The organism is Bradyrhizobium sp. HKCCYLRH3061, from assembly GCF_051168015.1.
In the GTDB taxonomy this organism is placed as follows: domain Bacteria; phylum Pseudomonadota; class Alphaproteobacteria; order Rhizobiales; family Xanthobacteraceae; genus Bradyrhizobium.
In genome coordinates, this window is sequence record NZ_JBNPUE010000004.1 from 290,591 (window position 1) to 316,699 (window position 26,109).

Below are 26,109 nucleotides of genomic sequence, written 5' to 3' on the forward strand. Positions count from 1 at the left end.
CCTGAGGCTGAGCTCACGCAGCGCTGGCGACCGAGCTCGCGGTCGGGTCTCTGCCGGCGATCTTGCGCAGCGCTGCGAGATTGGCCTCGGCGGAGGCCAGCCGCCAGCATGACTTGCCGCTCGACTTCGCTTCATACAATGCGGCGTCCGCCGCGAACAGCAGGGCTTCCGGATCGGTGCCGTGCTCGGGCGCGACGGCGATGCCGATGCTGATGCCGATGTTGACGCAGGCGCCGCCGGAAAGCGCGATCGGCGCGGTCATCACCTCGATGATGCGCTCGCCGAGTGCCAGCGCGTGGTCGATCGCCGGATCGCCGGCGAGCACGACGAACTCGTCGCCGCCGATCCGGGCGATGACATCGTCCGGAGAAGCGGTCTGCCGCAGCGTCCGGCCGACGATCTTCAGCAACTCGTCGCCGGCGGCGTGACCAAAGGTGTCGTTGACCGGCTTGAAGCCATCGAGATCAAGATACAGGACGGCGAAGCTGCGATCGCCGCCGGCGTTGCCCTTGAGCCTGCTCTGCAGCGCGTCGATCAGGCCGGCGCGATTGGACAGTCCCGTGAGCGGATCGAGCCGCGCCCGCTCGTCGCTCTCGCGTTTGGCCTGCATCACCGCCACCAGCATCCTGTTGAGCCGGAACGCCGCGCCGGTCATGGCGAGGAAGTAGACCGGCATCTGCAGATACATCGCGAACAACAACGGCTCATGCGACGTCGCGACGCCGGGGATCACGGGGCCGATGCTGAACAGGATCATCGTGCCGACGAGGCGCGGCGCGCTGAAATTGCGAAAGCAGATGCCGCCGACCATGGCGGCCGAGGAGATGCAGGTCAGTGACGCGGCCACCCAGTCGCCGGACGCCAGGCTGATGCCGACGCCGAAGCCGACGCTGGCGCTCCAGGCCACCGACAGCAGGATGTGGATGTCGGTCGGCGTCGCCAGCCGCTCGCGCGCCCGGCGGTAGGCGATCATCATCACGACCAGCCGCGACAGGCAGACCGCGACCTCGAGCACGAACCAGGTGATGAACAGCGGGCTCGGCGTGCGCAGCGCAAGCGCAGCAGCAACGGCGACGGTGTTGATGGCGCCGCCGGCGAACACCGACCAGCAGCCGTAGAGCTCGCCGGTCAATGCGCCGCGGATATCTGATGACACCGGATATCCCGGGTCGGCCAGCCAGCGCGTCACGCGCCAGCGTGGCAAACTGAACGACAAACCATCACCCCGCATTTCAATACCTCCGCGGGGTTGCACTAACCGCGAGGGCACTTAACACGCGTTTATGGAGGTATCGGCGTCTCGCTGCATGCTTGATGCACGGTAAAAATTTACTCCACGTGGTATGCGCAGCTCACAGCGAACTGAAGTTGAATTGTCACCCCGAGGTCCGCGCACGCGCGCGTTCTTCGGCGACCGGCGCGACCTCCACTGTCGCATTGCCGAGCGCGCGGTCGCGCTCGAACACGAGACGGACGCGCTGTCCGACCGGCGTGAGGCCGATCAGGTTGCGCACCTGCGTGGCGCTGCGCACCGGCATGTCGTTCGCCTTCACGATGATGTCGCCCTTGCGCAGCCCCGCGCGTTCGGCCGGCGAGCCCACGGTGACGTCGGCGACGCGCGCGCCTTGAATGCGGCCGTCGGCCGGCGCGTCGAGGTCGAGCAGGGTCACGCCGATGCGGCCGCGATCGACGCGGCCGTTGGCGACGAGCTGCTCCATCACCCGCCGCGCCATGTTGATCGGGACGGCGAAGCCGATGCCGACATTGCCGCCGCCGGGCGAGATGATCGCGGTGTTGATGCCGACCAGCTCGCCACGCAGATTGATCAGCGCGCCGCCGGAATTGCCGGGATTGATCGCCGCGTCGGTCTGGATGAAATCCTCGTAGCCCTGCTTGCCCAGGCCCGTGCGTCCGAGCGCGCTGACGAGGCCCGAGGTGACCGTCTGGCCGAGGCCGAACGGGTTGCCGACCGCGATCACGAAGTCGCCGACCTCGAGCGCGTCGCTGTCGCCGAGTGCGATGGCCCTGAGCTCGATCGGGTCCCTGATCTGCAGCAGCGCGATGTCGGTGGCGGGATCGCGCCCGACCAGGCGGGCGGCGAATTTGCGGCCGTCCTTGGTGCGGATCTGCGCTGTCGTGACGTGTTCGACAACGTGGTTGGCCGTCATCACGTAGCCGCGCTGCGCATCGACGATGACGCCGGAGCCGGTCGCGCTGATCTGCTTCTCGACCTGCTTCGGCACGTCGAAGAACTCGCGGAACAGCGGGTCCTGGTAGAGCGGGTTGTCCTGGCGGACCTTGCCCTCGACCGAGATGTTGACGACGGCCGGCGTCACCTCCTTGACCAGCGGCGCGAGCGTCGGCACCCGGCCGAGCTTGAGATCGGGAATTTGGGCCAAGGCAGGCCCGGTCATCAGGCAAAGCAGGATGGCAGGCGCCAGGACGGCCCGGAGAGAAGGCGGAAGCTGCATCGTGATCCCCAACAAGCGCGATCAGGATTTTTCGGCGACGACAGAGCTGGGAAAGCGGCCGGCCCGGTTCAAGAGCCGGGCTGGCAATCGCTCCCCGAGAGTGCCAAAAAATTTGCGTGACCCTCTTGAACGAAAAGTTCGGCTTTCCTAGGTCGTTGCTCGCCCGGGGGCCTGATGGGACCCGAGGCTTATGACATCGCTGATCTGTAAAGGAGGATGTGCATGCATTTCCGTCCATTGCACGACCGCGTGCTCGTGCGCCGCATCGATGCCGAGGAGAAGACCAAGGGCGGCATCATCATTCCCGACACCGCGAAGGAGAAGCCGCAGGAGGGCGAGATCGTTGCCGCGGGTCCGGGGGCGCGGAACGAGCAGGGGCAGCAGGTCGCCCTCGGCGTCAAGCCGGGAGACCGCGTGCTGTTCGCGAAGTGGTCGGGCACCGAGGTCAAGATCGACGGCAAGGATCTCCTGATCATGAAGGAGAGCGACCTGCTCGGCATCATCGACGCGCCCGCCGCGGCAAAGAAGGCCGCCTGATTCCCTCAACTGACAGTCATCGAGATAAAGGAGACGATGAACATGGCTGCCAAGGACGTGAAGTTTTCGACCGACGCGCGCGACCGCATGCTGCGCGGCGTCGACATCCTCGCCAATGCCGTGAAGGTCACGCTCGGCCCCAAGGGCCGCAATGTCGTGATCGAGAAATCGTTCGGCGCGCCGCGCATCACCAAGGACGGCGTCACGGTCGCCAAGGAGATCGAGCTGGAGGACAAGTTCGAGAACATGGGCGCGCAGATGGTGCGCGAGGTGGCCTCGAAGACCGCCGATCTCGCCGGCGACGGCACCACGACCGCCACCGTGCTCGCCCAGGCCATCGTGAAGGAGGGCGCCAAGTCGGTGGCCGCCGGCATGAACCCGATGGATCTCAAGCGCGGCATTGATCTCGCCGTCGACGCGATCGTCGCGGACCTCAAGGCGCACGCCAGGAAGATCACCAGCAACGACGAGATCGCCCAGGTCGGCACCATCTCGGCCAATGGCGACAATGAGATCGGGCGTTTCCTCGCCGAGGCCATGCAGAAGGTCGGCAACGAGGGCGTGATCACGGTCGAGGAGGCCAAGAGCCTCGATACCGAGCTGGAAGTGGTCGAGGGCATGCAGTTCGACCGCGGCTATGTCTCGCCGTACTTCGTCACCAACTCCGAGAAGATGCGGGTCGAGCTCGAGGATCCCTACATCCTGATCCACGAGAAGAAGCTGTCGGGCTTGCAGACCATGCTGCCGCTGCTCGAGGCCGTGGTGCAGTCGGGCAAGCCGCTGCTGATCGTGGCTGAAGACGTCGAGGGCGAGGCGCTGGCGACCCTGGTCGTCAACAAGCTGCGTGGCGGCCTGAAGATCGCGGCCGTCAAGGCGCCGGGCTTCGGCGATCGCCGCAAGGCGATGCTGGAGGACATCGCGATCCTCACCGGCGGCACGACCATCTCCGAGGATCTCGGCATCAAGCTGGAGAACGTGACCCTGTCGATGCTCGGCCGCGCCAAGAAGGTCGTGATCGACAAGGAGAACACCACCATCGTCGACGGCGCCGGCAAGAAGGCCGACATCGAGGCCCGCGCGCAGCAGATCAAGCTGCAGATCGAGGAGACCACCTCCGACTACGACCGCGAGAAGCTGCAGGAGCGGCTGGCCAAGCTCGCCGGCGGCGTCGCGGTGATCCGGGTCGGCGGCGCCACCGAGGTCGAGGTCAAGGAGCGCAAGGACCGCGTCGACGATGCGCTGCACGCCACCCGCGCCGCGGTGGAGGAGGGCATCCTGCCCGGCGGCGGCGTGGCGCTGCTGCGCGCCACCAAGGTGCTCGACGGCGTCAAGACCGCCAATGCCGACCAGAAGGCCGGCGTCGACATCGTCCGCCGCGCCATCCAGGTGCCGGTGCGGCAGATCGTGCAGAACGCCGGGGAGGACGGCTCGCTGGTGGTCGGCAAGCTCTTGGAGAAGGATGCCTATGGTTGGGGCTTCAACGCCGCGACCGGCGAGTACCAGGATCTGGTGCAGGCCGGCGTGATCGACCCGGCCAAGGTGGTCCGTACCGCGTTGCAGGACGCGGCCTCGGTCGCCTCGCTGCTGATCACCACCGAGGCGCTGGTGGCGGACAAGCCGAAGAAGGCCGACGCCACCGCGGCCGCGCCGTCGATGGACTTCTGATCCGATGCAGCCGGGGGCGGTTGGCCGCAGCCACCCCCGGCTTCCCGAAAGAAATATCGACAAACAACTGATCGCTGCCCCGTGAGGTCGTGGATCGGCCACAACGCGCAGCTATCAATCAGGCCAACGACCGCAATCCGTCCACAACCGGCCACAATTGCATTCGGTGAGCCGGCTGAGAACGGACCGACGGTCGACGGGAGGTGTGGTTGAGCGCTGTCGCGCCGCCCGGTCTCATCAGCAGCGCGAGCTCGCAGGCCCGATCATGCCAGCCTGGCAATACGATCATCCGCCGCCCAACCCGACCTCCGTCATGAGCATGGGCGATCCGCGTCGCTTGACACGGTTTCTGATCGAGAGCGAACAGCGCGTGGTGGCACACTGCCAGGCCGTGCTGTCGCGCGGTGACATCGATCAGCGCGAGCGCGACCGGCTGGTCAGCGTGCTCCGCGAGGCGACGATGCGGCTGCAGCGGCTGTCTGCCGTGGCCGCCTGACGGGTGTTGCGCCGCGAAAAGGCTGCGACAAAAAATTCGATCTTCCCCTCTTGAAATGGATATCGGTTGTTCTAATTCGTCTGCTGCCGCTTCGGCGCCGGGTGCCATCAGGGCCCGGTCGAAATCTGGGCGCTGACCGGTTGTCTGGTACTCAGTAGTCTCTTGTACCAAGTCTCTTGGTACTCAGACATCTCCGGGACTTTGAAGTCCGCATCGGCTCGGCGCTCCTTCGTATCCATCTTGCTCTCAGGAGGACTTGGCTATGAGGACCTACGACTTCTCTCCGCTGTGGCGTTCGACCATCGGTTTCGACCGTCTGTTCGATCTGCTCGACGAGACCCAGCGCGCGGTCGAGGACAACTATCCCCCGTACAACATCGAGCGGCTCGGCGACGACCGCTACCAGATTTCGCTGGCGCTGGCGGGGTTCGCGCCGGACGAGCTGTCGATCACCGCCGAGCACAACGTGCTCACGGTGGAAGGACGCAAGGGCGACAAGGAGACCCGCGAATATCTCTATCAAGGCATCTCGTCGCGGCCGTTCAAGCGGCAGTTCAATCTCGCCGACTACGTGCAGGTGACCAACGCGGCGTTCGACAACGGCCTGCTGCGGATCGAGCTCGTGCGCGAGATCCCCGAGGCGATGAAGCCGCGCCGCATCGCCATCGGTACAGTGCCGGTCGAAAAGATCGCGCAGCAGAAGGCGGCCTGACGCCTTGTTCGAGTTGCGGCGCGGGCGGCGTGTCGCCCGCGCCCTTGCAGCATCTGTCTCTTGTGAAAGGAGTGGAAGAGGAGAGACGCCATGAGCGAGCACCGTTTTTCGATCACCGCGGGCAGAGCCGGATTCCATCCGGTCTCGCACTACGAGTCGCCGGCCGACCTGCTGAACGATCGCAAGCTGTCACTGGCCGAGAAGCGGCTGATCCTGTCGTCCTGGGCGTCAGACATGTATGCCGTCGAGTCGCAGCCGGGCCTGCGCAAGATTCCCGGCCTCTCAAGACCGCTGCATCTGGCCGACGTGCTCGGCGCGCTGCGTCAGCTCGACCGCGAGGATCAGCCGCCGCGGCCGCGCGGCGGAGCGGCCATGCGCATCGTTCCGCGCGTCGATGTCGAGGCCGATGGCGCTGCGACGGACAGCGCCGCGGTCGGCCGGATGCGGCCCGCAGCCCGCCTGCGGTTCTCGCGGGAGGCCAATGTGCGGCGCTATCGCAAGCTGCTCGCCACCCGCCTCGCCGAGCACGAGCGGCGCTTCGTCGAGCGGCGGCTGGCCGAGGAGCTGCAGCAACCGCACGGCCCGGCCGAGCGCCAGGGCCTGGCTCGGGCAGGATGCTGCTGACGGAGCACATGATCGCACGAACAAAAACGCCGCCCGGAATTGGGCGGCGTTTGATTCCGAAAAGCGTAGAGGGTGATAACGCCAGGCTAGCCGATCATCGGCGAAAAATCAATTGCGGTAGCCCGGGTTGACGCGATCGAGCCGGCGCAGCAGCGGCGGCCACACCAACTGATTGGAGCGCAGCTCGACGCGATCCTCGTTGTCGAACAGCTTCGCGTTCTTGTCGATGACCTCGTCGCGCACCGGATAGGCCGAAGGACCGAGCGTGCGCGTGCGCACCTGGATCGAGCAGGCACGCTCCAGATGGTACATGCGCTCGAAGGCGGAGGCCACGGAGCGGCCGACCGTCAGGGTGCCATGATTTCGCAAAAGCATGTGGTTCTTGCTGCCGAGGTCGCGCTGCAGCCGCGGCCGCTCGTCGTGGTCCAGCGCAACGCCTTCATAGTCGTGATAGGCGAGGTCGTGGGTGACGTATTGCGCGATCTGGTTGAGCGGCAGCAGCCCGTCGGCGCAGCTCGACACCGCGACGCCGTCCAGCGTGTGCAGATGGATCACGCAGCCGGCATCCTCGCGGACCTCGTGGATCGCGGAATGGATGGTGAAGCCGGCGGGATTGATGCTGTACTCGCTCTCGGACAACTGGTTGCCGTAGAGGTCGACCTTGATCAGGCTGGACGCCGTGATCTCCTCGAACAGCAGGCCATAGGGGTTGATCAGGAAGTGATGCTCGGGGCCGGGCACGCGGGCCGAGATGTGGGTGTCCACCAGGTCGTCCCAGCCGAACAGCGCCACCAGGCGGTAGGCGGCGGCGAGATTGACCCGCTGCGACCATTCGGCCTCGGTCATGTTCGACGGCACTTCCTTGAGGCGCGCTTCGGCTGGCGACATGGCATTCTCCGATTTCCAACAGTTGACCGGAGCCTAAGCGGCCCGCCGCCGCGCGACAAGGCGCGGGGCAGGGGGGCAGTCATGCCGTTCGGCTGAGCAGGCCGCTCAGGGCGCCGGGATCGACAGCAGGCTGGAGATGCTGCGGCCGCGGATGTCGTAGACCCGGGCGAACACGACATCGTCGCGCTTGATCTCGACCATCACGGGTGCGGTCAGTCCCTTGCAGTAGAACTCGCCGAGCGTCATGGCGAAGTCGGCCGCATGGCTGTCCCAGCCGATGGTGAAATCGGGGCCGAGCGCGACCTGGGCGGGGCGCTGCGGGCCGCAGACCGCGACCTTCCATTTGTGCCCGATCGGCGGCACCTCCTGGCGCTCGTCGAGCTGTTCCTTCAGCCCGTCGGAGGCCTGCTTCAGCGCCAGCCCCCAATAGTCGAGCATGAAGCGGGTGTCGGCCTCGCGCACGGTGCCGGCGATGAAGTTGAAGTGGGTGTACTGATAGGGATGCAGCCGGATCATCTCCGCCAGCGGCAGCAGCAGGCCGAAGCAGAACGCGGCGATCGCCACCGGCTGCCAGCTCCGGCGCTCGTCGGCGTTGAGCCACGACAGAAGCCAGGAGAAGGCGATGCCGCCGAGCAGCGCCATCGGCGGGATCACGAACACGAAATGGCGGATGCCGTTGTAGAGCGCCGGGCGTTTGACGATCGCGATCAGGATCGGCAGCGTCGCCGCCAGGGTCAGCATCAACAGGATGCTCTTCTGGCGCGCCGGCATGTCGGGCCGCGACAGCGACATGATCGAGGCGACGACGCCGGCGACGAACAGCGCGATCATCAGTTCGGGCAGTTGCAGCGCGAACAGCGTCGGCAGATACGACCAGGGCATGTCGGGCACCGAGACCAGCGCCCCGTCGAACATCTCCTTCCACGGCTTCTCGAAGAAATGCGAGAAGTAGGTCAGGGCCCGGAACGGGTTGGCCGGTTCGATGATCGACCACGGCCAGATCAACCCCATGATCAGGTAGCCCAGGATCAGGCCGGGGATCAGCACGTAGAGCACGTGGGCGAAGCGGCGGATCGCCTCGCGGGGCCCTTGCGTGCGGTACTCCTCCATGAACAGCGGCATGAAGCCGACCATGGCGTAGACCACGGCCATGCCGCCGAGGATCCGCGAGCCGATCGAGAAGCCGGCGCCGAGGCCGATGATCAGGATGGTGCGTGGCGAGGGGTAGGGATACTCCTCGGCAAGGCGCACGAGGCCCATCAGCAGCACCACCATGGCGACCGCGAAGGGCGCGTCCTTCGGGTTCATGAACATGTGGCCGTAGAAGATCGGGCAGAGCGCCAGCAGCAGCAGCGCGGCGAGGCCGGCCACGGGGCCGCCGATGCGGCGCGCCAGGCGCCAGGTCACGCCGAGGCCAATCAGCCCGACGATGGCCCCGACCAGCCGGCGGGTCTCGAACAATTCCAGCGGCATGATCTTGTGCAGCAGGGCTGCAACCATGTCGAAGCCGCCACCGTACATATAGAGGTTGGCGAACGACAGCGCCGCCTGGTCCCTGAAACCGGAGCCGTACATGCGCAGCAACAGATCGGCATATTCGGCATGGGTGTAATCGTCCCAGCCGAGGCCGTAATCCCGGAACGTCAGTCCGGCCACCACCGCGACTGCGGCGAGCACGAACACGGCGAGATCGTCATACGTCCGCTCGAGGGACCGCCGCGTCGGCGTCTCGAGGACCGAAGTGGTTATCGTTGTCATGGCTGAGTGTGACCCGGCGTCCCCTGGCGACCCCGCTTCCGCGTTTCAGGCTTGTGTTCCCCGCCTGCGTATAGCGCGTCCCGTGTTCGGAGGTGTCGAAAATATGGGAGGCACGCCTTGTCGCAGCGCAGCGGGGACCCGAATTTCGGCTGCTAAGCGCCATATTGGCACAGCCAAATGAACGCCCGCTGAACCAGAAGGACCGGGAGAACCCGAGAGGAACCTCCAGGAATTCCCAGGGTTGGCTGAACCGTATTGTGGCGGGATCGTGGCGGGCGGCGCAGGTCGGATACGAACTTCGGCGGTCTTGGACGAACTTCCGCTGCAAATCGTCGCGGATTTGGACTAGAAACCGGATTCAAGGACGCGCGCAACCGCAGCTATCTAATGTGATTTCGGTCGGGACACCGCCCGGAGCCGGCGCATTAGGGGATGAGTTCGATGATGAGTGCAATGTTGGCCGCCGGGGCCCTCGCCATCTTGGCCGGGCTCGGGGCGATCGCCTGGGGAATTCCGGTCAAGGAGTTCAGCGTCGGTAATACGCTGATCCTGTCGGGGACCCTTGGCGTGTGCAGCGGGCTGATCCTGTTCGGACTGGCGGCCGTCCTCAACGAGCTGAAGGTGATTTCGAGCCGGCTGAGGTCGCGTTCGGGCGCCGAGTCCGAGGCCAGGCCCCTGCAGCTCCCACCTGCCGCCGGGACGACCGACTTCGAGACCGCCCCGGTGCCGCCGACAGAAGATGTCTGGCGCGAAGGCGGTTCGCTGCGTCCGCGTCCCCGCATGCCGGACCTGTCGGCCCCCTTGTCCTCGGGGCTGTCGTCGTCCTCACCGCTGTCCTCGTCTCCCTTGTCAAGCTCGCTGCGCGCCTCCGAGTCCTTGCGGGATCCCGCCGAGTCGCCGTCCGAACCCGCCGAGCGGCCCAAGCGCAATCTGCTGTTTGCGTCGTCGCGCCGGGAGCGGGAACGCGCGGAGAAGCGCGGCGCCGAGCCGCTGCCGACGGATTTCCGGTCACCGCCCCTCAGCGCCCCGCCGCCCGTGCCGCTGGACGAACCTGCCGCGACCGAGCCGGGCGCGTCGGACGGCTGGTCGCGACCGGAGCGGACGCCGGAGCCTCTGCGCCCGCCGTTCCCGCGGCGCCTGGCGCGGGCCGCCCCGGCCTTCGTCGATCCCGAGCCAACCCCGCCGCCGCCTGAGCCGAAGGATCTGGACGCGCCGGCCGTCAGCATCGTCAAGTCGGGCGTGGTGGATGGGATGGCCTATTCGCTCTATTCCGACGGCTCGATCGAGGCGCAGATGCCCGAAGGGATGATGCGCTTTGCGTCGATCGACGAGCTGCGCGCCCATCTCGAAGGCCGGACCTGAGGCAGCGGGATCACACGGTCAGGTTGAACCCGGCTGGCATACGGTACACACTACTTGGCGGGTGACAGACTTCTCAAGAAGAAGTCCTCACTATCTTGTCATTTTGCCAGTCATTTGCCCATATTGCTTGCAGAATCGCGAGACAACGCTGCCACTCGGCGCGAGTGATACTTGCGATCGAGGGATACTTGCGATCGACGGTCACAGGGCGGAGCGGGATGAGGGGTCAATGACCGAAGCGGTCGGCAAGAGCTTTATCGATCTGACGGCCGACATCGTGTCGGCCTATCTCAGCAACAACCCGACCCCGGCGGCGGAGATTCCCTCTCTGATCAGCCAGGTGCATGCGGCGCTGACGCGGGTCGCAGCGGGACGAAGCGAGCCCGCGCCGGAGCCGGCGCGGCCCGCGGTGCCGGTGAAGAAATCGATTCATCCGGACTATCTGGTCTGCCTCGAGGACGGCAAGCGCTTCAAGTCGCTGCGGCGACATCTGCGCACGCAGTACAACATGACGCCGGAACAATACCGCGACAAATGGAACCTGCCGCCGGACTATCCGATGGTGGCGCCGAACTACGCGGTCACCCGCTCGCAGCTTGCCAAGAAGATGGGCCTGGGCCAGCAGCGGCCCGAGCGGGAGAAGTAGCCGAGCCGATCAGGACGCCGCGGCGAGCGCCTCGCGGGCGTCGGCGCGGATGCGCTCGACCATCGAGCGCAGGCCGTTGGAGCGCTGCGGCGTCAGATGCTCGCGGAACCCGAGCTCGTCGAACACCGCGGGCGCATCGATGGTCATGATCTCCTGCGGCGTCCGCCCCGAATACAGCGTCAGCAGAATTGCGATCAGGCCGCGAACGATATGGGCGTCGCTGTCGCCGAGATAGTTCAGGACCGGCACGGCGCTGCTGTGATCGACGTGCTTGGACAGCCAGACCTGGCTGGCGCAGCCCTGCACCTTGTTCGCGGCGGAGTGCTCGTCCTCCGGCATCGGGGCCAGGGTGCGGCCGAGCTCGATCACGTAGCGGTAGCGGTCGTCCCAGTCGTCGAGCAGGGCGAAATTGTCGCGGATGTCGTCGATCGTCATGATGCTCTTCTATCCCGATGTCGGCCTTCATATAGGCGTTCGGGACGACGAAAGCGACAGTCGGTTCCGCCGCTTCAGGGCGTCGGCGGCAGATGCCATTCGGCGGCGAGATCGTCGGCCGAGAGCGTATCGGCCGGCGCGTCACCCGGCGGAATCTCCTCGAGCACGGGGGCGTCGATCGAGCCGGTGTGATCGTTGCCGCGCTTGTCGAGGCTGGCCGGCTTCACCGGACCGATGACCTTGTCGGTGCCCGCCGGCTTCTCCGCACCTTCGGCCTTGTCGGTGATGATCTGGTAGATCTTGCGCGCGCCTTCCTGGGCGCGGTGGCCGATGACGGTCGCGGCCTGGCCGCCGACCTCGCAGGCCTGCGGCTGGCGCTTGCAGAACTGGCTCATGTCGGAGACCGCTGCGGTCGCGGCTTGCACGGCTTCGTGCGCATTGATCTGCGGCAGCTTGTCGGCGTCCGGGCTCTTCTCGCGCGGCAGCAGCACCAGCACGAGTCCGAGCCAGAATGCCATCCGAAGCAGAAAGAACATCACGCAACCCCGACCGTGCTGCTGATCTCGCGTGCTCAAATCGCGCAACGGGATCGCAGCTGATTGTTCTATGTCGCGACTGCTTGCATTGGGCTTAATTGGTTGAGATTTCGCGAAGCCGGGCGCTGGATTTATTTCGGAGTCAATTTTTCATTGGCGCCGGGCGCCCGCGCCGTGCAACCGGCTGTAGATCGCGCCGCTTTCGCAACCGCAGGCCCGGCCGGAAACGATGCATTCACCATCCCGGCCGAATGGCGGGCTCACCGCAGTCTGGACCTTAGCGTTCGCTTAATGCGAGTCTGACACGGTGACTTCCGACGACAGGGGGCGTCCCGGCGCGTTCTCTTTGTGAGAACCACCGATTAGGCCGAGGCGCGAGAGCCGTGAGTGTGTTGAGTATCATCCGCGATTGTCTCGATGCGTTATTGCATCCATCGGCTCGAACTGATGCGATGACGCGCGCGCGTCATCGCGCCTTCATCGCGCCGCGCCTGCTGGGCAGCCTCGCCGCCTTCGCCGTGTTTCCCGCCTATCTCGCGCTACGCGGTGCGCCGAGCGCGCTCGAGGTCGGCGCGCTGTCCTGGCTGATCGCGCCCATTCTGCTGTCCTGGTATCTGTCACGCACCGGCCGCTACGAGAGCGCCTGCGCGCTGTCGTCGATGGCGCTGTCTGCGCTGATCATGGCAGTGTCGATCGAGACCGGCGGCATCGAATCCTTTGCCGCGGTGTGGCTGATCGTCGTACCCCTGGAAGCCTCGTTCTCGGCCTCGCGCCGCGTCGTCGTGTTCTCCGCGGGGCTCGCACTGTGCTGCGCGCTGCTGCTCATCCTCATCGGTCATTTCGGGTGGCTGCCGAAGCCCGAGATCAACCCCGCCCTGCGCACCGGGCTGCTCGCGTTCGGCGTCGCCTCGGCCACGCTCTATGCGGCCGTGCTCGCCTTTGCCGCCGACACGCTCGCGCGCACCGGCGTGACGCTGCTGTCGATGGAGGAGGAGCGTTATCGCCTGCTCGCACGTAATATGAGCGACGTGATCTCCCGTCACCGTCGCAACGGCGCGGTCATGTTCATCTCGCCGGCGGCCGAGACGCTGCTCGGCGCGCCGGTCGCGCAGTTGCACGGCCACGGCCTGTTCGAACGGGTCCATGTCGCCGACCGGCCGGCCTACCTCACGGCGCTGTCGGAAGCGGCGGGCGGCAGCGAAGCCTCGAGCGTCGAGTTCCGCCTGCGCCGCGATGCGCCGGGCGAGGGCCGCGGCTTTCATCATCCGGTCGATTTCATCTGGGTCGAGATGCGTTGCCGCCCGCTCGACCGCATCGGCGTGATGCCGGGCGGGTCGGAGCAGGAGGTGGTCGCGGTCATGCGCGACGTCACCGACCGCAAGCTGCAGGAGCAGGCGCTCGAATTGGCGCGCAGCGCCGCCGAGCGCGCCGACGCCGCGAAGACGCGATTCCTCGCCACCATGAGCCACGAGCTGCGCACCCCCTTGAACGCCATCATCGGCTTCTCCGAGATGCTGATGCAGGAGCAGGTTCTGGTGCTGAATGCGGCGCGGCGCCGCGAATACGCGCAGCTCATCAACGATTCCGGCCAGCATCTGCTGTCGGTCGTGAACGGTATCCTCGACATGTCGAAGATGGAGTCCGGCAATTTCGAGCTGACGCCGGAGCCGTTTGCGCCGCGCGCTGCGCTGATCAATTGCTGCAACCTGCTGGCGCTGCGGGCGCGCGAGAACGGTGTCGATCTGTCGGCCGACGTGCCGCAGGACCTGCCGATGGTCACCGGTGATCCGCGCGCCTTCAAGCAGATCGTGCTCAACCTCGTCTCCAATGCCATCAAGTTCACCGAGCGCGGCGGCCGTGTCACGGTCTCTGCCGGCGTCGACGGCGCGCGCCTGCTGCTGCGAATCACCGACACCGGCGTCGGCATCGCCGCCGACGATCTCAAGCGCATCGGCGATCCGTTCTTCCAGGCCGGCAAGACCTACCAGCGCCGCCACGAGGGAACCGGGCTCGGGCTGTCGATCGTCAAGAGCCTCGTGAACTTGCACGGCGGCGAAATGTCGATAGAAAGCAAGATCGACGAGGGGACCACGGTCACGATCGCGCTGCCGATCAACTTCGTGGCCGAGGCGGCCGCCGGCGCCACCGTCACGCCGCTGTCACCCTCGCGCTCCGCCCAGCCAGGGCAGGTCATGCAGGTGAAGAAGAGTGCCTAGACGAGCTGCAGAGGATGATCCGGCGCCGCCGCGCCGTCGCAAGCGCGCCGCTGCGGCTGCGGCCGTCGTCGACGTGGCGGAGGAGCGCGGCTGGCTGCTGCGGGCCATGCTCTACAGCCCGAAGGATCTGTTCGCGGGCCTGCTGGCCTGTGCGGCTGGCAGCGCCATCATCGTCAATGCCGTGTTCCTGCAATCGGGACCGCATCCGGCGCCGATGTTCGGGTCGATCGTCACCATTCCGCCGCATCTGACGAGCTCCAATCCGCTGCCGCGGCCCCGGCCGATGGACATCTCGCCGCTCGATCCGAAGGTGATCGAGACGCGGCCCGCCGAAACCAGGGCGGCCGAGCAGAGGGCGTCCGAGCCGCGCGTGACCGAGGCGCGTCCCGATCAGAAATATGCCGATCCGCTGGCCGATCTCGTCCGCTCGGTCAGTGGCGGGCAGGGCAATTTGCCGCGTCCGCAGCCGACGCAGCAGGGCGGCAATGTTCGCCGTGTCGCCGCGGTCCAGCGTGCGCTGACCGAATACGGCTATGGCCAGTTGAAGCCGACCGGGATGGTCGGCTCCGACACCCAGGCCGCGATCCAGAAGTTCGAGCGCGAGCGCAAGCTGCCGGTGACCGGCCAGGTGTCGGACCGCCTGGTGCGCGAGCTTGCGATTGTCATCGGTCACCCGATCGAATAGAGCAGGGCGGCTGCGACGTGCAGCGCGCTTGCACCTGCATCGAACCACCATGCGATTGAAGACCAGCATCTGGGTGAGCGCCTATCTGCGGCGCTGCCAGTCGGCCGGCGCGTTCAGCGCGATCCGCCACCGCGGCGCCGAGGAGGCCGGTGCGGTGTTCGTGAAGGTCGCGCTGATGGACGGTACGGCGCAGCTCTATGTCCCCGCGCCGCAGACCGTCTATGACGACAGCCGGCCCATCGACCGCTTCTTCGTACCGGTATCGCCGCAGCCGATCGCTGAAGCGCAGGTCGAGGAGCGTCTCGTGAAGGAGCTGCGCTTCGATCCCGACGCCTGGATCATCGAGACCGAGGACAGGCAGGGCCGTCATTTTCTTGATCTCGTGCGAGAGCGTCCCTGATCATCCTCACGATCCGCGAATGTGTTCGCGTCAGCGCTTGAAGCCGTCGGTCCCCGTGCGCACGATCGGCCGCGTCGCTGTGCCGGGCCGCGCTCCGCCTGCGCGGACAGACTGGCGCTCGTCGTCGTACAGCATCGTGCGATGCTTGGCCCTGATCGCCGCCATGCCCGAGCCGCGCCAGGCCGCCAGCATGATCAGCGCCGCGCGCTCGCTGAGGCGCTCGTAGAAGCGTGACAGCCGAAACACGGTCTGGACGGACTGGCCCATCTCCGGCTTGAGGAACAAGAGCACGCGCTCGAACACCGGCGCCGGCATGCCGAGCGCCTTTGCGGCGCAGGCCAGCGGCTCGCCATGGGGATCGTTGACCACCTCGTGGGTCATGCGCGACGGCAGGATCAGGCTCTCGCCGAGCTCGGCCGTGAACGTCTCGACGTCGGCGTTGAAGGCGGCCATCTCCAATGCCTCGATCGCATGCACCGCGCGGTGCAACGGCGTCGGCGCGGCGGGCCTCAGCGGCGTGGTGGCGAGGTTCTGCAGGATGGCGATGCGTTCGTGCGAGGCGGCGCGCATGAACATCTCGCTCAGCTCGGCGGCATCCTTCGGCTGCATCGACAGTCCGGACGATGCGTCGTCGCGCGGCGGCATCGGAGACGAGGGGCGAAGCGATGCGGGAATGGGGCCGGCGAGCGGCGGCGCCGGCTCGCTCTGCGCCGGGCGCAAGCCCAGCTTGTTCAGGATCTCGATCGGCGTCGCCGGATAGATCGCCAGCCGCGCACGCACCGCCGCGCGGGTCGCATCATCGACGTCGTCCACCAGACGGGAAGCCAATTCGACGAACTGCCGCTCCTCGTCAGCGGAATGCGCGCTCGCCTGGACATAGAGGTCGGTCAGCACGCGCAGCAGAGTGGGCTTGATGTCGACGCCCTCGCGGCGCGAGAGCGTGAGCAACCCGTCGAAGCCGGGGAACAGCGATGATCTTGTCATGTCGGGGTACGCAACTTCGGCAATCGTTGCGCCGATTAGAGCGGAGTTGTTTTAATGCGGCGTTAAGGAAAACAATCGGTGAAGATGGGTCGAAATGACCCGGTGAGACAAAGGCGCAACGCCGGCTTGCCTTCTCTCCCGCCGGTGCACGCGATCCGTGTCGGGCGGCCCGCGCATTAATATCCTCTTAACCACGTCCTGATCTTAATCGATCCGTTCGATGATCTCGCCTTGGCCGCGTCTCGCGCCCAGCCTGATCTTCGCCGCGCCGAATGCCAAAGTGCAGCGTCATGCGCCGGCATTCGTGATCGTCAGTTCTGCGTGCCCTCTTGCCTGCGAAGTTCGGGCGACGGGGAGTTTTCAGGGGGTAAGAACTTCGGGCACGAAAGAGAGTGGACATGGCGACCATCATTGAATTCCCGGCGGACGTTGCGCGTCGCGCGCGGCCTGCCGTGACCGGCGCGCCGCAGGAGGGCATGGGAACGATCCTGATTCTTCCCGTCGTTCGGATCGAGCGCGAGACCACGACCGACGATCGCGGGCCCCGCGAGGGCACAGCGCCAAGCCGCCGCCGCCGTCGCCGCTGACAGGTCGGGGGACATGGGAATGCCGGCCATCGTCAATCCGGTCCGGCGCGCGCTGCCGGTCCTCGCGCTCGTCCTCGTCGGCGGCCTGCTCGGCGCCTGCAGCGGCGGCGATTTTGGCCGCACCCGCGCCGACATGCGCAATGACGACATGCACAAATGGATCGGCGCGGAAGCCACCGCCAGCGTCGGTGTCATGCCATCGCAGTTCCAGCTCACCGACAATGAGCGCCAGCTGCGCGATCTCGCTTATCCGCTGATCGAGCCGCCGCATTCGCGCCCCGCCTGGAAGAGCGTGTTCGGCGACTATCAGCCGTCGGCCTCGCCCTGGCGCCAGAAGGTCGTGTTCGACCGCACCGCCTATGGCCGCGCCTTGATCGACGAGCCGCACCGCTCGCACGCCTCGCGCTACACCCAACTGATCGACGACGTGCGCGACGACATCACCCGCTTCGAGCCGTTCTTCGCCTCGGCGATCCGCGTCATCGATCTCGACCGCAAGCGCGATGCCAGCATGAAATACATGACCGAGCTCTCGCCGCGCGAGAAGGCCGACGCGGTCGCGCGCATGCAGGAGAACTCGCTGATCGTACAGTGGGTGCAGATCAGCCTGGAGCAGCGCGTCTCGTCCTATCGCTGGGCGCTGGAGCGCCTGGTGCTGCAGGCGCCCGACGGCATGGCCGCCGAGGCCGATCGCCTGATCCATGAACTGGCAGCCCAGACCGCCAATCCGCCGGTCGCGGCGCGGCCCCTGATCGAACGGCCGCTGACGACGCGGGGCTAGCCCGCACGCGGTCGCACGCCGCTTCGCTCAGTCCGGCCTGAGCAGGCGGAACGCCTCCTCGAGCAGATGCGGCGTATGCTTGCCGGTCGAATCGCGGCAGGCGCGTTCGAAATAGTCGGCGAGCGCCGGCCGGAATTTCGGATGCGCCGCCTGGTCGATGATGGTGCGGGCGCGCTGTTTCGGCGACAGGCCGCGCAGGTCGGCGAGGCCGCGCTCGGTCACCAGAACCTGCACGTCGTGCTCGGTGTGGTCGACATGGGTGACCATCGGCACGATGCAGGAGATCGTGCCATCCTTCGCCGTCGAGGGCGTCATGAAGATCGACAGATAGGCGTTGCGGGCGAAGTCGCCGGAGCCGCCGATGCCGTTCATGATGCTGCTGCCGCGCACGTGGGTCGAGTTGACGTTGCCGTAGATGTCGGCCTCGATCATGCCGTTCATGGCAATGACGCCGAGCCGGCGGATCACCTCGGGATGGTTGGAGATCTCCTGCGGCCGCAGCACGATGCGGTCGCGCAGGAATTCGATCTCGCGGTTGAATTCGACCGCAGCTTCCGAGCTCAGCGACAATGCCGTCGCGGAGGCGAGATCCATGCGGCCCGAGCGGATCAGGTTCAGCATGCCGTCCTGCAGCACCTCGGTGTAGGCGGTCAGATGCGGGAACGGCCCGTCGTCGAGCCCGGCCATCACGGCGTTCGCGACGTTGCCGACGCCGGATTGCAGCGGCAGCAGGCTGCGCGGCAGGCGGCCCTGCTTCACCTCGTGTTCGAAGAACTCCAGGATGTGCCCGGCGATCGCGCGGGAAACGTCGTCCGGCGCGGCGAAGCTGGTGTTGCGGTCCGGCGCATGGGTCTCGACGACCGCGATCACCTTGTCCGGATTGCAGCGATAGGTGGTCTCGCCGATGCGGTCGCCGGGCGCCACGATCGGGATCGGCTTGCGATGCGGTGGCAGGCGGGTGCCGTAGTAGACGTCGTGCATGCCGAGCAGCGCCGGATTCATCCACGAATTGACCTCGATGATGACGCGGTCAGCCAGATCGAGCCACGTCTTGTTGTTGCCGATCGAGGTCGAGGGGATCAGCCGCCCGTCGGGCAGGATGCCGGCGCATTCGATCACGGCGACGTCGAGATGGCCGAGAAAACCGAACCACACGAACTGCGCGACATGGCTGAGATGCAGATCGATATAGTCGATGCTGCCGGCGTTGATGCGCTGTCGTGTCGCCGGATCGGACTGATAGGGCAGGCGCAGGTCGATGCCATCAGCCCGGGCGAGCGCGCCGTCGAGCTCGGGCGCGGTGCTCGCCCCGGTCCACACGCCGACGCGGAACGGCTCGCCGCGCGCATGCGCGGCTTCGATCCGGCGCGCCAGCGCGAGCGGCACCGCTTTCGGATAGCCCGACCCGGTGAAACCGCTCATGCCGACATGGTTGCCGGGCTCGACCAGCGCGGCAGCCTCGTCGGCCGACATGATCTTGGCGCGCAGCGCCTGTGACATCACCTGCGATGAACTCATCGTGCAAACTCCATGCGCGATCGTTCGGACCGCCAAGTCCGCGCTGTTTAAGGTGTGCCCTCGACGGGTGATTTGACAGGGGTCAAGCCGCAACGGGCCGTGCGTGCATCACAGCCCTGCAAGGCGCGCGCGCCGCAGTTCCCGGACTTTCGCCGCCCGCGAGCGCTCCGTCAGCATGTTGGCCTTGCTGTAGCGCGGATCGCCGGTGACCTCGTCGCCGACCCAGTCAGGAAGGGTCACGACGGTCGTTTCGGTCGGCAGCTCGATCTCGGCGATGACGACGCCTTCGAGCGGGTCGTGGTAGACGTCGATCTCCCAGACGCCGGCTTCGGCCGGCACGTAGTGACGCGTCTTTTCGAGGATGCGTCCGTCGCAATGCGCGAACAGCACCGCTGCGTGGTCCGCGGGAATATCGTACTCGAATTCATCCCGGGCCAGACCGCGGCGGCCGCTCTTCACGCACAGCGTCGTCCGGTTGCCATAGCAGCGAACGCGGACCTTGAGGCCGTCCTGACGTGCGACGAGGCCGTCGCGAAGGCGTTCACTGTGCGTCGCCTGATCCCGCCAAGCATCGGACTTGACGAGAAACTTCCGTTCGATTTCGAGAGGCATGACCTGATGTTGAGCGAAGCGCCGCCGTCCTGATACGTCATAGCAGCGGCGCGCGACGACGACTATGCCACCAAGGATGAAGAGAGCGTTGTCGAATTCATTCCGGACGTCGTATTGACTTATCGTTTGCCGCGCGGCTTCTCGGCCTTGGCCGGTGCCTCGGTCTGTACGCCGCAGCTCGCCGCTGCAAGGGAGGCCTGCGCCTGCGGCATGAGACCCGGCTCGGCGGCCAGGGCCTTCAGCACGATCAAACCGGTCGTCGTCGGCGAATCGATGATCAGCCGGTCGGCGGCCGTGATCTCCTCGTCCTCGGGCAGGTCTTCGTGCTGCGCCTCGGTCATCAGGTTGAGCTCGATCACGCGCTTGCCGGCGGAGCGGTCGTTGATGGCGTAGTACGCGATCTCGTTGCGCGTGTAGAACGACACCGACGTATAGGCCTGGCTCACCGGGACCGTGAGCTTCAGCGGTCCGTCGGACAGATCGTAGCGGCAGATCGCCATGGCGAACGCCGGATCCATGAACGGCATCGGTGAATTGCCGGGATCGGCCAATGGCAACTGCGTCACGGCGTTCAGCTTGGTCATCGGCGTCAGCCGGGAGTAGGCGTCCTGGGTCGAGATCCGCGGCAGCGCCAGCACGCTGACGAGATGGACCACGCCGCCGAGCAGCACGCCGACCACGACCGTGAACAGCAGCCGGATCATGATGGGCAGCCTACTGTCGTGATCGAGGGCATCGGCGCGTCACGCTGCGTGCGGGTCGCGACACCGACCGGCGTGTCGTAGAGCCGCAGCATCAGCGCGTAGCGTTCGATGCCGCCGGTCGGCAGCCAGTTGCCGGAGCGCGAGCGCGCGGCGACGCGGATCTCGAACGAGCCATCGGCACCTCGCACCAACTCCTGGCTGGTGAAGCCGTAGCGCTGCAGCGTATTGGCGACGAGGTGGCCCTTGCGGTCGTACAGCGTGAGCGTCCAGAAGCGGGCGGGTGGCGTGACGCCGCTGACCAGGATGTCGCAGCGCCCGTCGAGCGGCTTCCCCTTGTCGTCTCTTGTGGCGGTGAAGGCCACGCCGTCGCCGGTGCCGATCGGCAATTCGCCATTGCGGGTGATGGTCGCGCGCGCATAGGGGTCGACATCGGCCGTGCCGGTTTTCGGACGCGCCGTCCAGGCGCCGATCGTCAGCGTACCAAACTCGGTGCCGCGGGTCGTCGTCATCCAGGTCGCGCCGATGCCGACGCCGGTGGCGATCAGGAGCGTAACCAAGGTGATGAAGAGCAGCCGCACGGGGATCGCTGACGTCAGTTCTTGCGCAGGGCAGGGGTGGCGACGCCGTCGGCCGTCGCCGCGGCGTAGTTCTCGGGGAAGGCCAACGCGCTCGACGAGACCGGCTTGCTCGGCTTGCGTGGATCGGCCGGCGCGTTTTTCTCGGCGACGCGCGCCGCATCGTCGAGCATCTTCTCGACCTGAACCAGCACCTCGGCGCCGCGGCGGGTCAGGATCGGCGGCGGGCCGGGCTTGATCTCCAGGGTCTTCGGCTGGCCAGCCTGTGCCATCGCGGCGGACGCCGACTGCGGCAGCTTCTCGCCCATGCCGACGCCGGGCAGCTCCTTGACCTCGACGCCCTGATGCGCGGCGAGCATGATGTCGTGCCACGTCTGCGCCGGCAGCGAGCCACCGGTCATGCGGTTGGTCGGCGAGTAGTCGTCATTGCCGTACCACACCGCGCAGGTGAAGTTGCCGGTGTAGCCGACGAACCAGGCATCGCGATAGGCGTTGGTGGTGCCGGTCTTGCCGGCGGTCGGTATGCCGTCGAGCGCGGCGCGGCGCGCGGTGCCCTCGCTGACGACGTGGCTCATCATGCCGGCCATGTCGGCGGCGACCGAGGCCGGAATCGCCTGCTTCGGCTTCGGCCCGTCGCGGTCCCAGCGCCAGACCAGGTCGCCGGCGCCGGTGCGGACCTCGAGCACCGAATGCGGCGTCACCGCCTTGCCCTTGTTCGGGAAGGTCGCATAGGCGACCGCATGCTCCAGCACCGTGACCTCGTCGGAGCCGATCGGCATCGACGGGGTGTCGGGCAGCGGCGCCTTGATGCCGAAGCGCCGCGCGACCTCGACGATCTTGGCGCGGCCGGCCTTGGGACCCTCCTTGCCGCCGAGCGCGATCGACAGCTTGACCGGCACGACGTTGATCGAGCGGGTGATCGCCTGCGTCAGCGTCACCGAGCCCGAATAGGAATGGCCATAATTCTGCGGGCACCAGTTGCCGATGCAGACCGGGCCGTCGACCACGATCGAGGTCGGCTTGAAGCCGTTCAGCAGCGCGGTGGTGTAGACATACGGCTTGAACGAGGATCCCGGCTGCCGGTAGGCGTCGACGGCGCGGTTGAACTGACTGGCACCATAGTCGCGGCCGCCGACCATGGCGCGGATGCCGCCGTCGAGGTCGGAAACGACCGTTGCCGCCTGGGTCGCGTGATAGTCGCGGCCGAACTGGCGCAACTGGTTCTCGATCGCCTCGTCGGCCGCATGCTGCACGGTCATGTCGATCGAGGTCCGCACCACGAAGACGCGCTCGGTGTAGGACTTCGGGAACGTGTCGACCAGCTTGCGCATCTCGTCGAACGCATAGTCGAGGAAGTAGTTCGGCGAGCTCTCGTCGCGGCGGTCGACCGCGAACGCCGGGTTGCGGCGGGCACCGAACACCTGGCCCTCGGTCATGAAGCCGGCATCGACCAGGTTGTCGAGCACGACGTTGGCGCGGGCGCGGGCGGCGGGCAGGTTGATGTGGGGGGCGAACTTGGTCGGCGCCTTGAACAGGCCGGCCAGCATCGCGGCTTCGGCGAGGTTGATGTCGCGCACCGACTTGTTGAAATAGAAGTGTGCCGCGCCGTCGACGCCGAAGGTGCCGCCGCCCATATAGGCGCGGTCGAGATAGAGCTTGAGGATCTCGTTCTTGGTCAGGCGGGTTTCCAGCCAGATCGCCAGGAACGCCTCGTTGACCTTGCGCTCGATGGTGCGCTCGTTGGACAGGAACAGGTTCTTGGCGAGCTGCTGGCTGATCGAGGAGCCGCCCTGGCGGACGCCGCCAGCCTGGGCGTTGGTGACGAGGGCACGCGCCGTGCCGGCGATGTCGATGCCGAAATGGTCGTAGAAGCGGCGGTCCTCGGTAGCGAGCGTCGCCTTGATCAGATTGTCCGGGAAGTCCTCCAGCGGAATCGAATCGTTGTGCTTGATGCCGCGGCTGCCGATCGGGTTGCCGTAGCGGTCGAGGAAGGTGACGGCGAGGTCGGACTTCTTCAGCCAGTCCTCGTCGGCGGTCTCCCGGAAGGCGGGAATCGCCAGCGCCAGCATCAGCACCAGGCCGCCGAGGCCGATCGTGGCCGCCTCCGACAATGGCTCGACGAACACCCAGCGCTTCCAGCCGCCGACATAGAAGCGGTCCATGAACGCGGAATAGCGCTCGTAGAGCTCACGGGTGCCGCGCAGGGAGGAGAACAGCGCCGAATCGAAGCGGGCGTCGAGATCCAGGCGGAAATTGTTGATCCGCTTCTTCCAATCGTCTGGAATGATCTGCCGCACGGGAACCCTGGTCGTTTCGAAAGCGTGTCAGCTGGCTTCGAAAGCACTCAGCAAGTGGGCTGGGGGCCATCGAAGGGTCTTGCGCGATTGTTGCGGCAAACCCATGGCACTGCACAGTCAGCCGCCCGAACCCGAGCACCTGACCCCAAGCCGCGTGCCGGCGCCGCCGCCGGAGTGACTCAATCATCTATCTAGCCGAGCGGGGGTCACAAACCAATGGTTCCGCTCACAATTTGATGCACAAAGCTAACGTGCCGCTGAAGCCGGCAAAGCCCCTTGCGCGGCTCGGGGCCGGGCACCTAGATGGCGGCCACGCCACACGCCCTCTTTGAGAATCTTCCGATGACCGCACCGCTCAAACGTCCCTCGGGCCAGGAGGGAATGTTCTGGAAAACCAAGATCTTGGAAGAGATGTCCGAGGCGGAATGGGAAAGCCTCTGCGATGGCTGCGGGCGGTGCTGCCTGGAGAAGCTGGAAGACGAGGATACCGGCGACATCTACTTCACCCACATTTCCTGCAAACTCTTGGATGCGGGGCTATGTGCCTGCAAGGACTACCCGAATCGTTCCGAACAGGTGTCGGATTGCGTTCGACTGACACCTGAGAACGTCCGCACCCTGACGTGGCTGCCGCCGAGCTGCGGCTACCGCCTCGTGGCGGAGGGGCGCGATCTCTACTGGTGGCATCCTCTGATCTCGGGCGATCCTCAGACGGTACATGAAGCCGGCGTCTCGGTGCGCGGCCGGGTCGAGGGCACCGAGGAGGACGTTCCGGACGACCAGCTCGAGGACCACATCGTGCAGTGGCCGGTGCTGCTGCCGAAGCGGGCCAAGCTGAAGCGTCGGCCGAAATAGCGCGATCACCTCGCGCCCGCAGCAAGTCACGATGATGCGACCGTTCCCGTGCTGTCGGAATGCACCCATGCACCCGACCCGCTGCCGCACGGGAAAATTATGCCTTAAGTAGTTCGCCAGTCGGCGAATCCGCGCGGCGATGTCGCGCCCGGGCACAGCATTCATCCCATGAACAAGTTTGATCGGCAGACGCATTACCCTGCCGCGTCCCAGTCCTTGCCTGAAGAGATTGCCGCCGAGCTGCCGGCCATTCCGCCGCAGGTGCAGGCGATCGAGGATGCGCCATCGCTTGCGCCGCCGGTGCCGCTGACCCAGGCCGAGGTGCGCACCATCCTGATGAGCCTGCTGCTGACGATGTTCCTGGCCGCGCTCGACCAGACCATCGTGGCGACGGCGCTGCCGACCATCGGCCGCGAGTTCCAGGACGTGACCAACCTGTCCTGGGTGATCACGGCCTACCTGCTGGCGTCGACCGCGGTGGCGCCGGTGTTCGGCACGCTGTGCGATATCTATGGCCGCCGCTCCATGATCATCACCGCGCTCAGCCTGTTCGTGGTCGGCTCGGTGGTCTGCGCGCTGGCACCGAACATGCCGGTGCTGATCCTTGCCCGCGGCCTGCAGGGGCTCGGCGGCGGCGGCATTATGCCGGTGGTCCAGACCGTGATCTCCGACGTCGTCAGCCCGCGCGAGCGCGGCCAGTATCAGGCCTATTTCAGCGGCGTCTGGCTGCTGGCCGGCCTGCTCGGGCCGGTGATCGGCGGCTTCTTCGCCGACCATCTGCACTGGTCGATGATCTTCTGGATCAACGTGCCGCTGGCGGTCGCGGCCTTGGCGCTGCTGCTGCCCAAGATGGGCCGGCTGCCGGTCTATCACCGCTTGCGCAAGGTCGACTGGGCCGGCGGCCTGCTGCTGATGGCCTCGGCCGTCGTGTTCATGCTGGTGCTGACCTGGGGCGGGCACAAGCTGGCTTGGCTGTCGCCCACGCTGCTCGCGATGATCGGCAGCGCGGTGGCGCTGGGCTTAGCCTTCGTCTGGCACGCCAAGCGGGCCGATGAGCCATTCCTGCCGCTGTCGCTGATGGGCGGCACGGTCGTGCCCTACGGCATGCTGGCCAGCGGCTGCGCACTCGGCGCGCTGATCGGGCTCACGGTCCATCTGCCGCTGTACTACGAGCTGGTCTATCATTTGACCCCGAGCCAGGCCGGCCTCGGCCTGATTCCGATCGCGGCGATCTCGACCTTCGGTGCCGCGATTGCTGGTCGTACCATGGCCCGGGTCAAGCACTACAAGCGCGTCGCCATCGTGGGCACGATCATCGGCACCATCGCCGCCGCGGTCATGACGGTGACGACGCCGTCGCTATGGGTGCTGATGGTGCTGCTGTCGATCTACGGCATCGGGCTTGGCACTGCGTTCCCGATCTCGGTGGTGTCGCTGCAGAACGCGGTGGACCGCTCCCAGATCGGCACCATCACCGGCGCGATGAACTTCTTCCGCTCGATGATGTCCTCGTTCACGGTCGCGGCCTTCAGCGCCATCCTGCTGATGGCGCTGGGCGCCGACATCTCGCTGGCAGAGGGCGCTCATGGCGCCGTCAGCGGCATTGCGGAAGCCGACATGATCCATGCCTTCCGCTTCGTCTATGCCGCGGCCACCGCGATGCTCGCCTGCGCCTCCGTCTGCATGATGCTGATGGAGGAGCGGCCGCTGGCCGGCCCGTCGCGGAATGAGGCCGTGGAGCTGGCGGAATAGGGCCGTAGGGTGG

General features: G+C 66.5%; 26 protein-coding genes. 14 read left to right on the top strand and 12 right to left on the bottom strand.

Translation table 11 applies throughout. The annotated features are described in order from the left end of the window. Positions 1-13 precede the first annotated feature (13 nt). Together ACQR2C_RS10645 and ACQR2C_RS10650 are read right to left on the bottom strand one after the other, a co-directional pair. The gene (locus ACQR2C_RS10645) at positions 14-1,231 is read right to left on the bottom strand and encodes a diguanylate cyclase (protein ID WP_434881076.1); all 1,218 of its coding nucleotides are present in this window, start codon (positions 1,229-1,231) and stop codon (positions 14-16) included. A gap of 145 nt (positions 1,232-1,376) precedes the next feature. Beyond that, positions 1,377-2,471 (bottom strand): trypsin-like peptidase domain-containing protein, encoded by a 1,095-nt coding sequence (locus ACQR2C_RS10650; protein ID WP_434837905.1) that lies wholly within the window; start codon positions 2,469-2,471, stop codon positions 1,377-1,379. A 222-nt stretch (positions 2,472-2,693) separates the two neighbouring features. Here ACQR2C_RS10650 and groES point away from each other — a divergent pair, with 222 nt between their 5' ends. The 5 genes from groES (at position 2,694) to ACQR2C_RS10675 (ending at position 6,505) form a co-directional block, all read left to right on the top strand. Next, positions 2,694-3,008 (top strand): co-chaperone GroES, encoded by a 315-nt coding sequence (groES, locus tag ACQR2C_RS10655; protein WP_316182572.1) that lies wholly within the window; start codon positions 2,694-2,696, stop codon positions 3,006-3,008. Between the two features lie 42 nt (positions 3,009-3,050). Continuing rightward, complete coding sequence (groL, locus tag ACQR2C_RS10660) at positions 3,051-4,673, top strand: chaperonin GroEL (protein WP_315804217.1); 1,623 nt, start codon at positions 3,051-3,053, stop codon at positions 4,671-4,673. A gap of 265 nt (positions 4,674-4,938) precedes the next feature. Next, positions 4,939-5,169: a hypothetical protein gene (locus ACQR2C_RS10665; RefSeq protein WP_315716108.1), complete on the top strand. Its 231-nt coding sequence runs from the start codon at positions 4,939-4,941 to the stop codon at positions 5,167-5,169. A gap of 262 nt (positions 5,170-5,431) precedes the next feature. After that, positions 5,432-5,881, top strand: a complete 450-nt coding sequence (locus ACQR2C_RS10670) for an Hsp20 family protein (RefSeq protein ID WP_315804216.1) — start codon at positions 5,432-5,434, stop codon at positions 5,879-5,881. Between the two features lie 90 nt (positions 5,882-5,971). Then, complete coding sequence (locus ACQR2C_RS10675; protein WP_434881077.1) at positions 5,972-6,505, top strand: hypothetical protein; 534 nt, start codon at positions 5,972-5,974, stop codon at positions 6,503-6,505. 108 nt (positions 6,506-6,613) lie between these two features. On the opposite strand, the gene ACQR2C_RS10680 is transcribed toward ACQR2C_RS10675, so the two are convergent. Both ACQR2C_RS10680 and ACQR2C_RS10685 read right to left on the bottom strand, forming a co-directional pair. Next, positions 6,614-7,393 carry a class II aldolase/adducin family protein gene (locus tag ACQR2C_RS10680; RefSeq protein WP_434881078.1) on the bottom strand — a complete coding sequence of 260 codons (780 nt, stop codon included), beginning with the start codon at positions 7,391-7,393 and terminating at the stop codon, positions 6,614-6,616. Positions 7,394-7,498: 105 nt separating this feature from the next. Next, positions 7,499-9,151, bottom strand: a complete 1,653-nt coding sequence (locus tag ACQR2C_RS10685) for a glycosyltransferase family 39 protein (RefSeq protein WP_316182575.1) — start codon at positions 9,149-9,151, stop codon at positions 7,499-7,501. 441 nt (positions 9,152-9,592) lie between these two features. On the opposite strand from ACQR2C_RS10685, the gene ACQR2C_RS10690 reads away from it, so the two are divergent. Together ACQR2C_RS10690 and ACQR2C_RS10695 are read left to right on the top strand one after the other, a co-directional pair. After that, positions 9,593-10,513 carry a hypothetical protein gene (locus ACQR2C_RS10690; RefSeq protein ID WP_434881104.1) on the top strand — a complete coding sequence of 307 codons (921 nt, stop codon included), beginning with the start codon at positions 9,593-9,595 and terminating at the stop codon, positions 10,511-10,513. Between the two features lie 229 nt (positions 10,514-10,742). Further along, positions 10,743-11,159 (top strand): MucR family transcriptional regulator, encoded by a 417-nt coding sequence (locus ACQR2C_RS10695; protein WP_315716114.1) that lies wholly within the window; start codon positions 10,743-10,745, stop codon positions 11,157-11,159. A gap of 9 nt (positions 11,160-11,168) precedes the next feature. Here the strand turns inward: ACQR2C_RS10695 and ACQR2C_RS10700 are convergent, their stop codons facing one another. Further along, a complete protein-coding gene (locus ACQR2C_RS10700) occupies positions 11,169-11,594 on the bottom strand; it encodes a SufE family protein (protein ID WP_315804212.1) in 426 nt (141 codons plus the stop codon). Between the two features lie 74 nt (positions 11,595-11,668). Then, positions 11,669-12,130 (bottom strand): DUF5330 domain-containing protein, encoded by a 462-nt coding sequence (locus tag ACQR2C_RS10705; protein WP_434881079.1) that lies wholly within the window; start codon positions 12,128-12,130, stop codon positions 11,669-11,671. Between the two features lie 452 nt (positions 12,131-12,582). Between ACQR2C_RS10705 and ACQR2C_RS10710 the strand changes: the two genes are divergently transcribed. From ACQR2C_RS10710 to ACQR2C_RS10720, 3 genes are read left to right on the top strand one after another with little or no spacing between them, the layout of a single operon-like run. Continuing rightward, the gene (locus ACQR2C_RS10710; RefSeq protein ID WP_316238689.1) at positions 12,583-14,346 is read left to right on the top strand and encodes a PAS domain-containing sensor histidine kinase; all 1,764 of its coding nucleotides are present in this window, start codon (positions 12,583-12,585) and stop codon (positions 14,344-14,346) included. Next, positions 14,339-15,031, top strand: coding sequence for a peptidoglycan-binding domain-containing protein (locus tag ACQR2C_RS10715; RefSeq protein WP_434881080.1), 693 nt, complete (start codon positions 14,339-14,341; stop codon positions 15,029-15,031). Before ACQR2C_RS10710 ends, ACQR2C_RS10715 begins: the two co-directional genes overlap by 8 nt. Positions 15,032-15,080: 49 nt before the next feature. Next, the gene (locus ACQR2C_RS10720) at positions 15,081-15,431 is read left to right on the top strand and encodes a DUF1491 family protein (protein WP_315804208.1); all 351 of its coding nucleotides are present in this window, start codon (positions 15,081-15,083) and stop codon (positions 15,429-15,431) included. A 30-nt stretch (positions 15,432-15,461) separates the two neighbouring features. Here ACQR2C_RS10720 and ACQR2C_RS10725 read toward each other — a convergent pair whose 3' ends face one another. Next, positions 15,462-16,415, bottom strand: a complete 954-nt coding sequence (locus ACQR2C_RS10725; RefSeq protein ID WP_434881081.1) for a DUF2336 domain-containing protein — start codon at positions 16,413-16,415, stop codon at positions 15,462-15,464. A gap of 398 nt (positions 16,416-16,813) precedes the next feature. Between ACQR2C_RS10725 and ACQR2C_RS10730 the strand changes: the two genes are divergently transcribed. Together ACQR2C_RS10730 and ACQR2C_RS10735 are read left to right on the top strand one after the other, a co-directional pair. Beyond that, positions 16,814-17,002 (top strand): hypothetical protein, encoded by a 189-nt coding sequence (locus ACQR2C_RS10730; RefSeq protein ID WP_315739858.1) that lies wholly within the window; start codon positions 16,814-16,816, stop codon positions 17,000-17,002. A gap of 19 nt (positions 17,003-17,021) precedes the next feature. After that, positions 17,022-17,783, top strand: a complete 762-nt coding sequence (locus tag ACQR2C_RS10735; RefSeq protein ID WP_316238686.1) for a hypothetical protein — start codon at positions 17,022-17,024, stop codon at positions 17,781-17,783. A 27-nt stretch (positions 17,784-17,810) separates the two neighbouring features. On the opposite strand, the gene ACQR2C_RS10740 is transcribed toward ACQR2C_RS10735, so the two are convergent. The 5 genes from ACQR2C_RS10740 to ACQR2C_RS10760 all read right to left on the bottom strand — a co-directional run bounded on the left by ACQR2C_RS10740 (position 17,811) and on the right by ACQR2C_RS10760 (position 23,489). Beyond that, entirely contained in the window at positions 17,811-19,301 is a 1,491-nt protein-coding gene (locus tag ACQR2C_RS10740) for an acetyl-CoA hydrolase/transferase family protein (protein ID WP_434881082.1), read from the bottom strand. Between the two features lie 108 nt (positions 19,302-19,409). Continuing rightward, entirely contained in the window at positions 19,410-19,913 is a 504-nt protein-coding gene (locus ACQR2C_RS10745; RefSeq protein ID WP_316238684.1) for a CYTH domain-containing protein, read from the bottom strand. A gap of 119 nt (positions 19,914-20,032) precedes the next feature. Continuing rightward, positions 20,033-20,617, bottom strand: a complete 585-nt coding sequence (locus tag ACQR2C_RS10750) for a DUF1254 domain-containing protein (RefSeq protein ID WP_315716127.1) — start codon at positions 20,615-20,617, stop codon at positions 20,033-20,035. Continuing rightward, positions 20,614-21,195: a DUF1214 domain-containing protein gene (locus tag ACQR2C_RS10755; RefSeq protein WP_316182587.1), complete on the bottom strand. Its 582-nt coding sequence runs from the start codon at positions 21,193-21,195 to the stop codon at positions 20,614-20,616. The genes ACQR2C_RS10750 and ACQR2C_RS10755 overlap by 4 nt, the downstream gene beginning before the upstream one ends. A gap of 14 nt (positions 21,196-21,209) precedes the next feature. Then, positions 21,210-23,489 (bottom strand): transglycosylase domain-containing protein, encoded by a 2,280-nt coding sequence (locus tag ACQR2C_RS10760; RefSeq protein WP_434881083.1) that lies wholly within the window; start codon positions 23,487-23,489, stop codon positions 21,210-21,212. A 342-nt stretch (positions 23,490-23,831) separates the two neighbouring features. Here ACQR2C_RS10760 and ACQR2C_RS10765 point away from each other — a divergent pair, with 342 nt between their 5' ends. Both ACQR2C_RS10765 and ACQR2C_RS10770 read left to right on the top strand, forming a co-directional pair. Beyond that, positions 23,832-24,344 (top strand): YcgN family cysteine cluster protein, encoded by a 513-nt coding sequence (locus ACQR2C_RS10765; protein WP_315804199.1) that lies wholly within the window; start codon positions 23,832-23,834, stop codon positions 24,342-24,344. Between the two features lie 168 nt (positions 24,345-24,512). Further along, entirely contained in the window at positions 24,513-26,096 is a 1,584-nt protein-coding gene (locus ACQR2C_RS10770; protein ID WP_315804198.1) for an MDR family MFS transporter, read from the top strand. Positions 26,097-26,109 lie beyond the last annotated feature (13 nt).

Excerpts from the sequence above, each read along its gene's own strand:
- ACQR2C_RS10645 (WP_434881076.1), bottom strand. The coding sequence starts at position 1,231 with ATGCGGGGTGATGGTTTGTCGTTCAGTTTGCCACGCTGGCGCGTGACG.
- ACQR2C_RS10650 (WP_434837905.1), bottom strand. The coding sequence starts at position 2,471 with ATGCAGCTTCCGCCTTCTCTCCGGGCCGTCCTGGCGCCTGCCATCCTG.
- groES (WP_316182572.1), top strand. The coding sequence starts at position 2,694 with ATGCATTTCCGTCCATTGCACGACCGCGTGCTCGTGCGCCGCATCGAT.
- groL (WP_315804217.1), top strand. The coding sequence starts at position 3,051 with ATGGCTGCCAAGGACGTGAAGTTTTCGACCGACGCGCGCGACCGCATG.
- ACQR2C_RS10665 (WP_315716108.1), top strand. The coding sequence starts at position 4,939 with ATGCCAGCCTGGCAATACGATCATCCGCCGCCCAACCCGACCTCCGTC.
- ACQR2C_RS10670 (WP_315804216.1), top strand. The coding sequence starts at position 5,432 with ATGAGGACCTACGACTTCTCTCCGCTGTGGCGTTCGACCATCGGTTTC.
- ACQR2C_RS10675 (WP_434881077.1), top strand. The coding sequence starts at position 5,972 with ATGAGCGAGCACCGTTTTTCGATCACCGCGGGCAGAGCCGGATTCCAT.
- ACQR2C_RS10680 (WP_434881078.1), bottom strand. The coding sequence starts at position 7,393 with ATGTCGCCAGCCGAAGCGCGCCTCAAGGAAGTGCCGTCGAACATGACC.
- ACQR2C_RS10685 (WP_316182575.1), bottom strand. The coding sequence starts at position 9,151 with ATGACAACGATAACCACTTCGGTCCTCGAGACGCCGACGCGGCGGTCC.
- ACQR2C_RS10690 (WP_434881104.1), top strand. The coding sequence starts at position 9,593 with ATGATGAGTGCAATGTTGGCCGCCGGGGCCCTCGCCATCTTGGCCGGG.
- ACQR2C_RS10695 (WP_315716114.1), top strand. The coding sequence starts at position 10,743 with ATGACCGAAGCGGTCGGCAAGAGCTTTATCGATCTGACGGCCGACATC.
- ACQR2C_RS10700 (WP_315804212.1), bottom strand. The coding sequence starts at position 11,594 with ATGACGATCGACGACATCCGCGACAATTTCGCCCTGCTCGACGACTGG.
- ACQR2C_RS10705 (WP_434881079.1), bottom strand. The coding sequence starts at position 12,130 with ATGTTCTTTCTGCTTCGGATGGCATTCTGGCTCGGACTCGTGCTGGTG.
- ACQR2C_RS10710 (WP_316238689.1), top strand. The coding sequence starts at position 12,583 with ATGACGCGCGCGCGTCATCGCGCCTTCATCGCGCCGCGCCTGCTGGGC.
- ACQR2C_RS10720 (WP_315804208.1), top strand. The coding sequence starts at position 15,081 with ATGCGATTGAAGACCAGCATCTGGGTGAGCGCCTATCTGCGGCGCTGC.
- ACQR2C_RS10725 (WP_434881081.1), bottom strand. The coding sequence starts at position 16,415 with ATGACAAGATCATCGCTGTTCCCCGGCTTCGACGGGTTGCTCACGCTC.
- ACQR2C_RS10730 (WP_315739858.1), top strand. The coding sequence starts at position 16,814 with ATGGCGACCATCATTGAATTCCCGGCGGACGTTGCGCGTCGCGCGCGG.
- ACQR2C_RS10735 (WP_316238686.1), top strand. The coding sequence starts at position 17,022 with ATGCCGGCCATCGTCAATCCGGTCCGGCGCGCGCTGCCGGTCCTCGCG.
- ACQR2C_RS10740 (WP_434881082.1), bottom strand. The coding sequence starts at position 19,301 with ATGAGTTCATCGCAGGTGATGTCACAGGCGCTGCGCGCCAAGATCATG.
- ACQR2C_RS10745 (WP_316238684.1), bottom strand. The coding sequence starts at position 19,913 with ATGCCTCTCGAAATCGAACGGAAGTTTCTCGTCAAGTCCGATGCTTGG.
- ACQR2C_RS10750 (WP_315716127.1), bottom strand. The coding sequence starts at position 20,617 with ATGATCCGGCTGCTGTTCACGGTCGTGGTCGGCGTGCTGCTCGGCGGC.
- ACQR2C_RS10765 (WP_315804199.1), top strand. The coding sequence starts at position 23,832 with ATGACCGCACCGCTCAAACGTCCCTCGGGCCAGGAGGGAATGTTCTGG.
- ACQR2C_RS10770 (WP_315804198.1), top strand. The coding sequence starts at position 24,513 with ATGAACAAGTTTGATCGGCAGACGCATTACCCTGCCGCGTCCCAGTCC.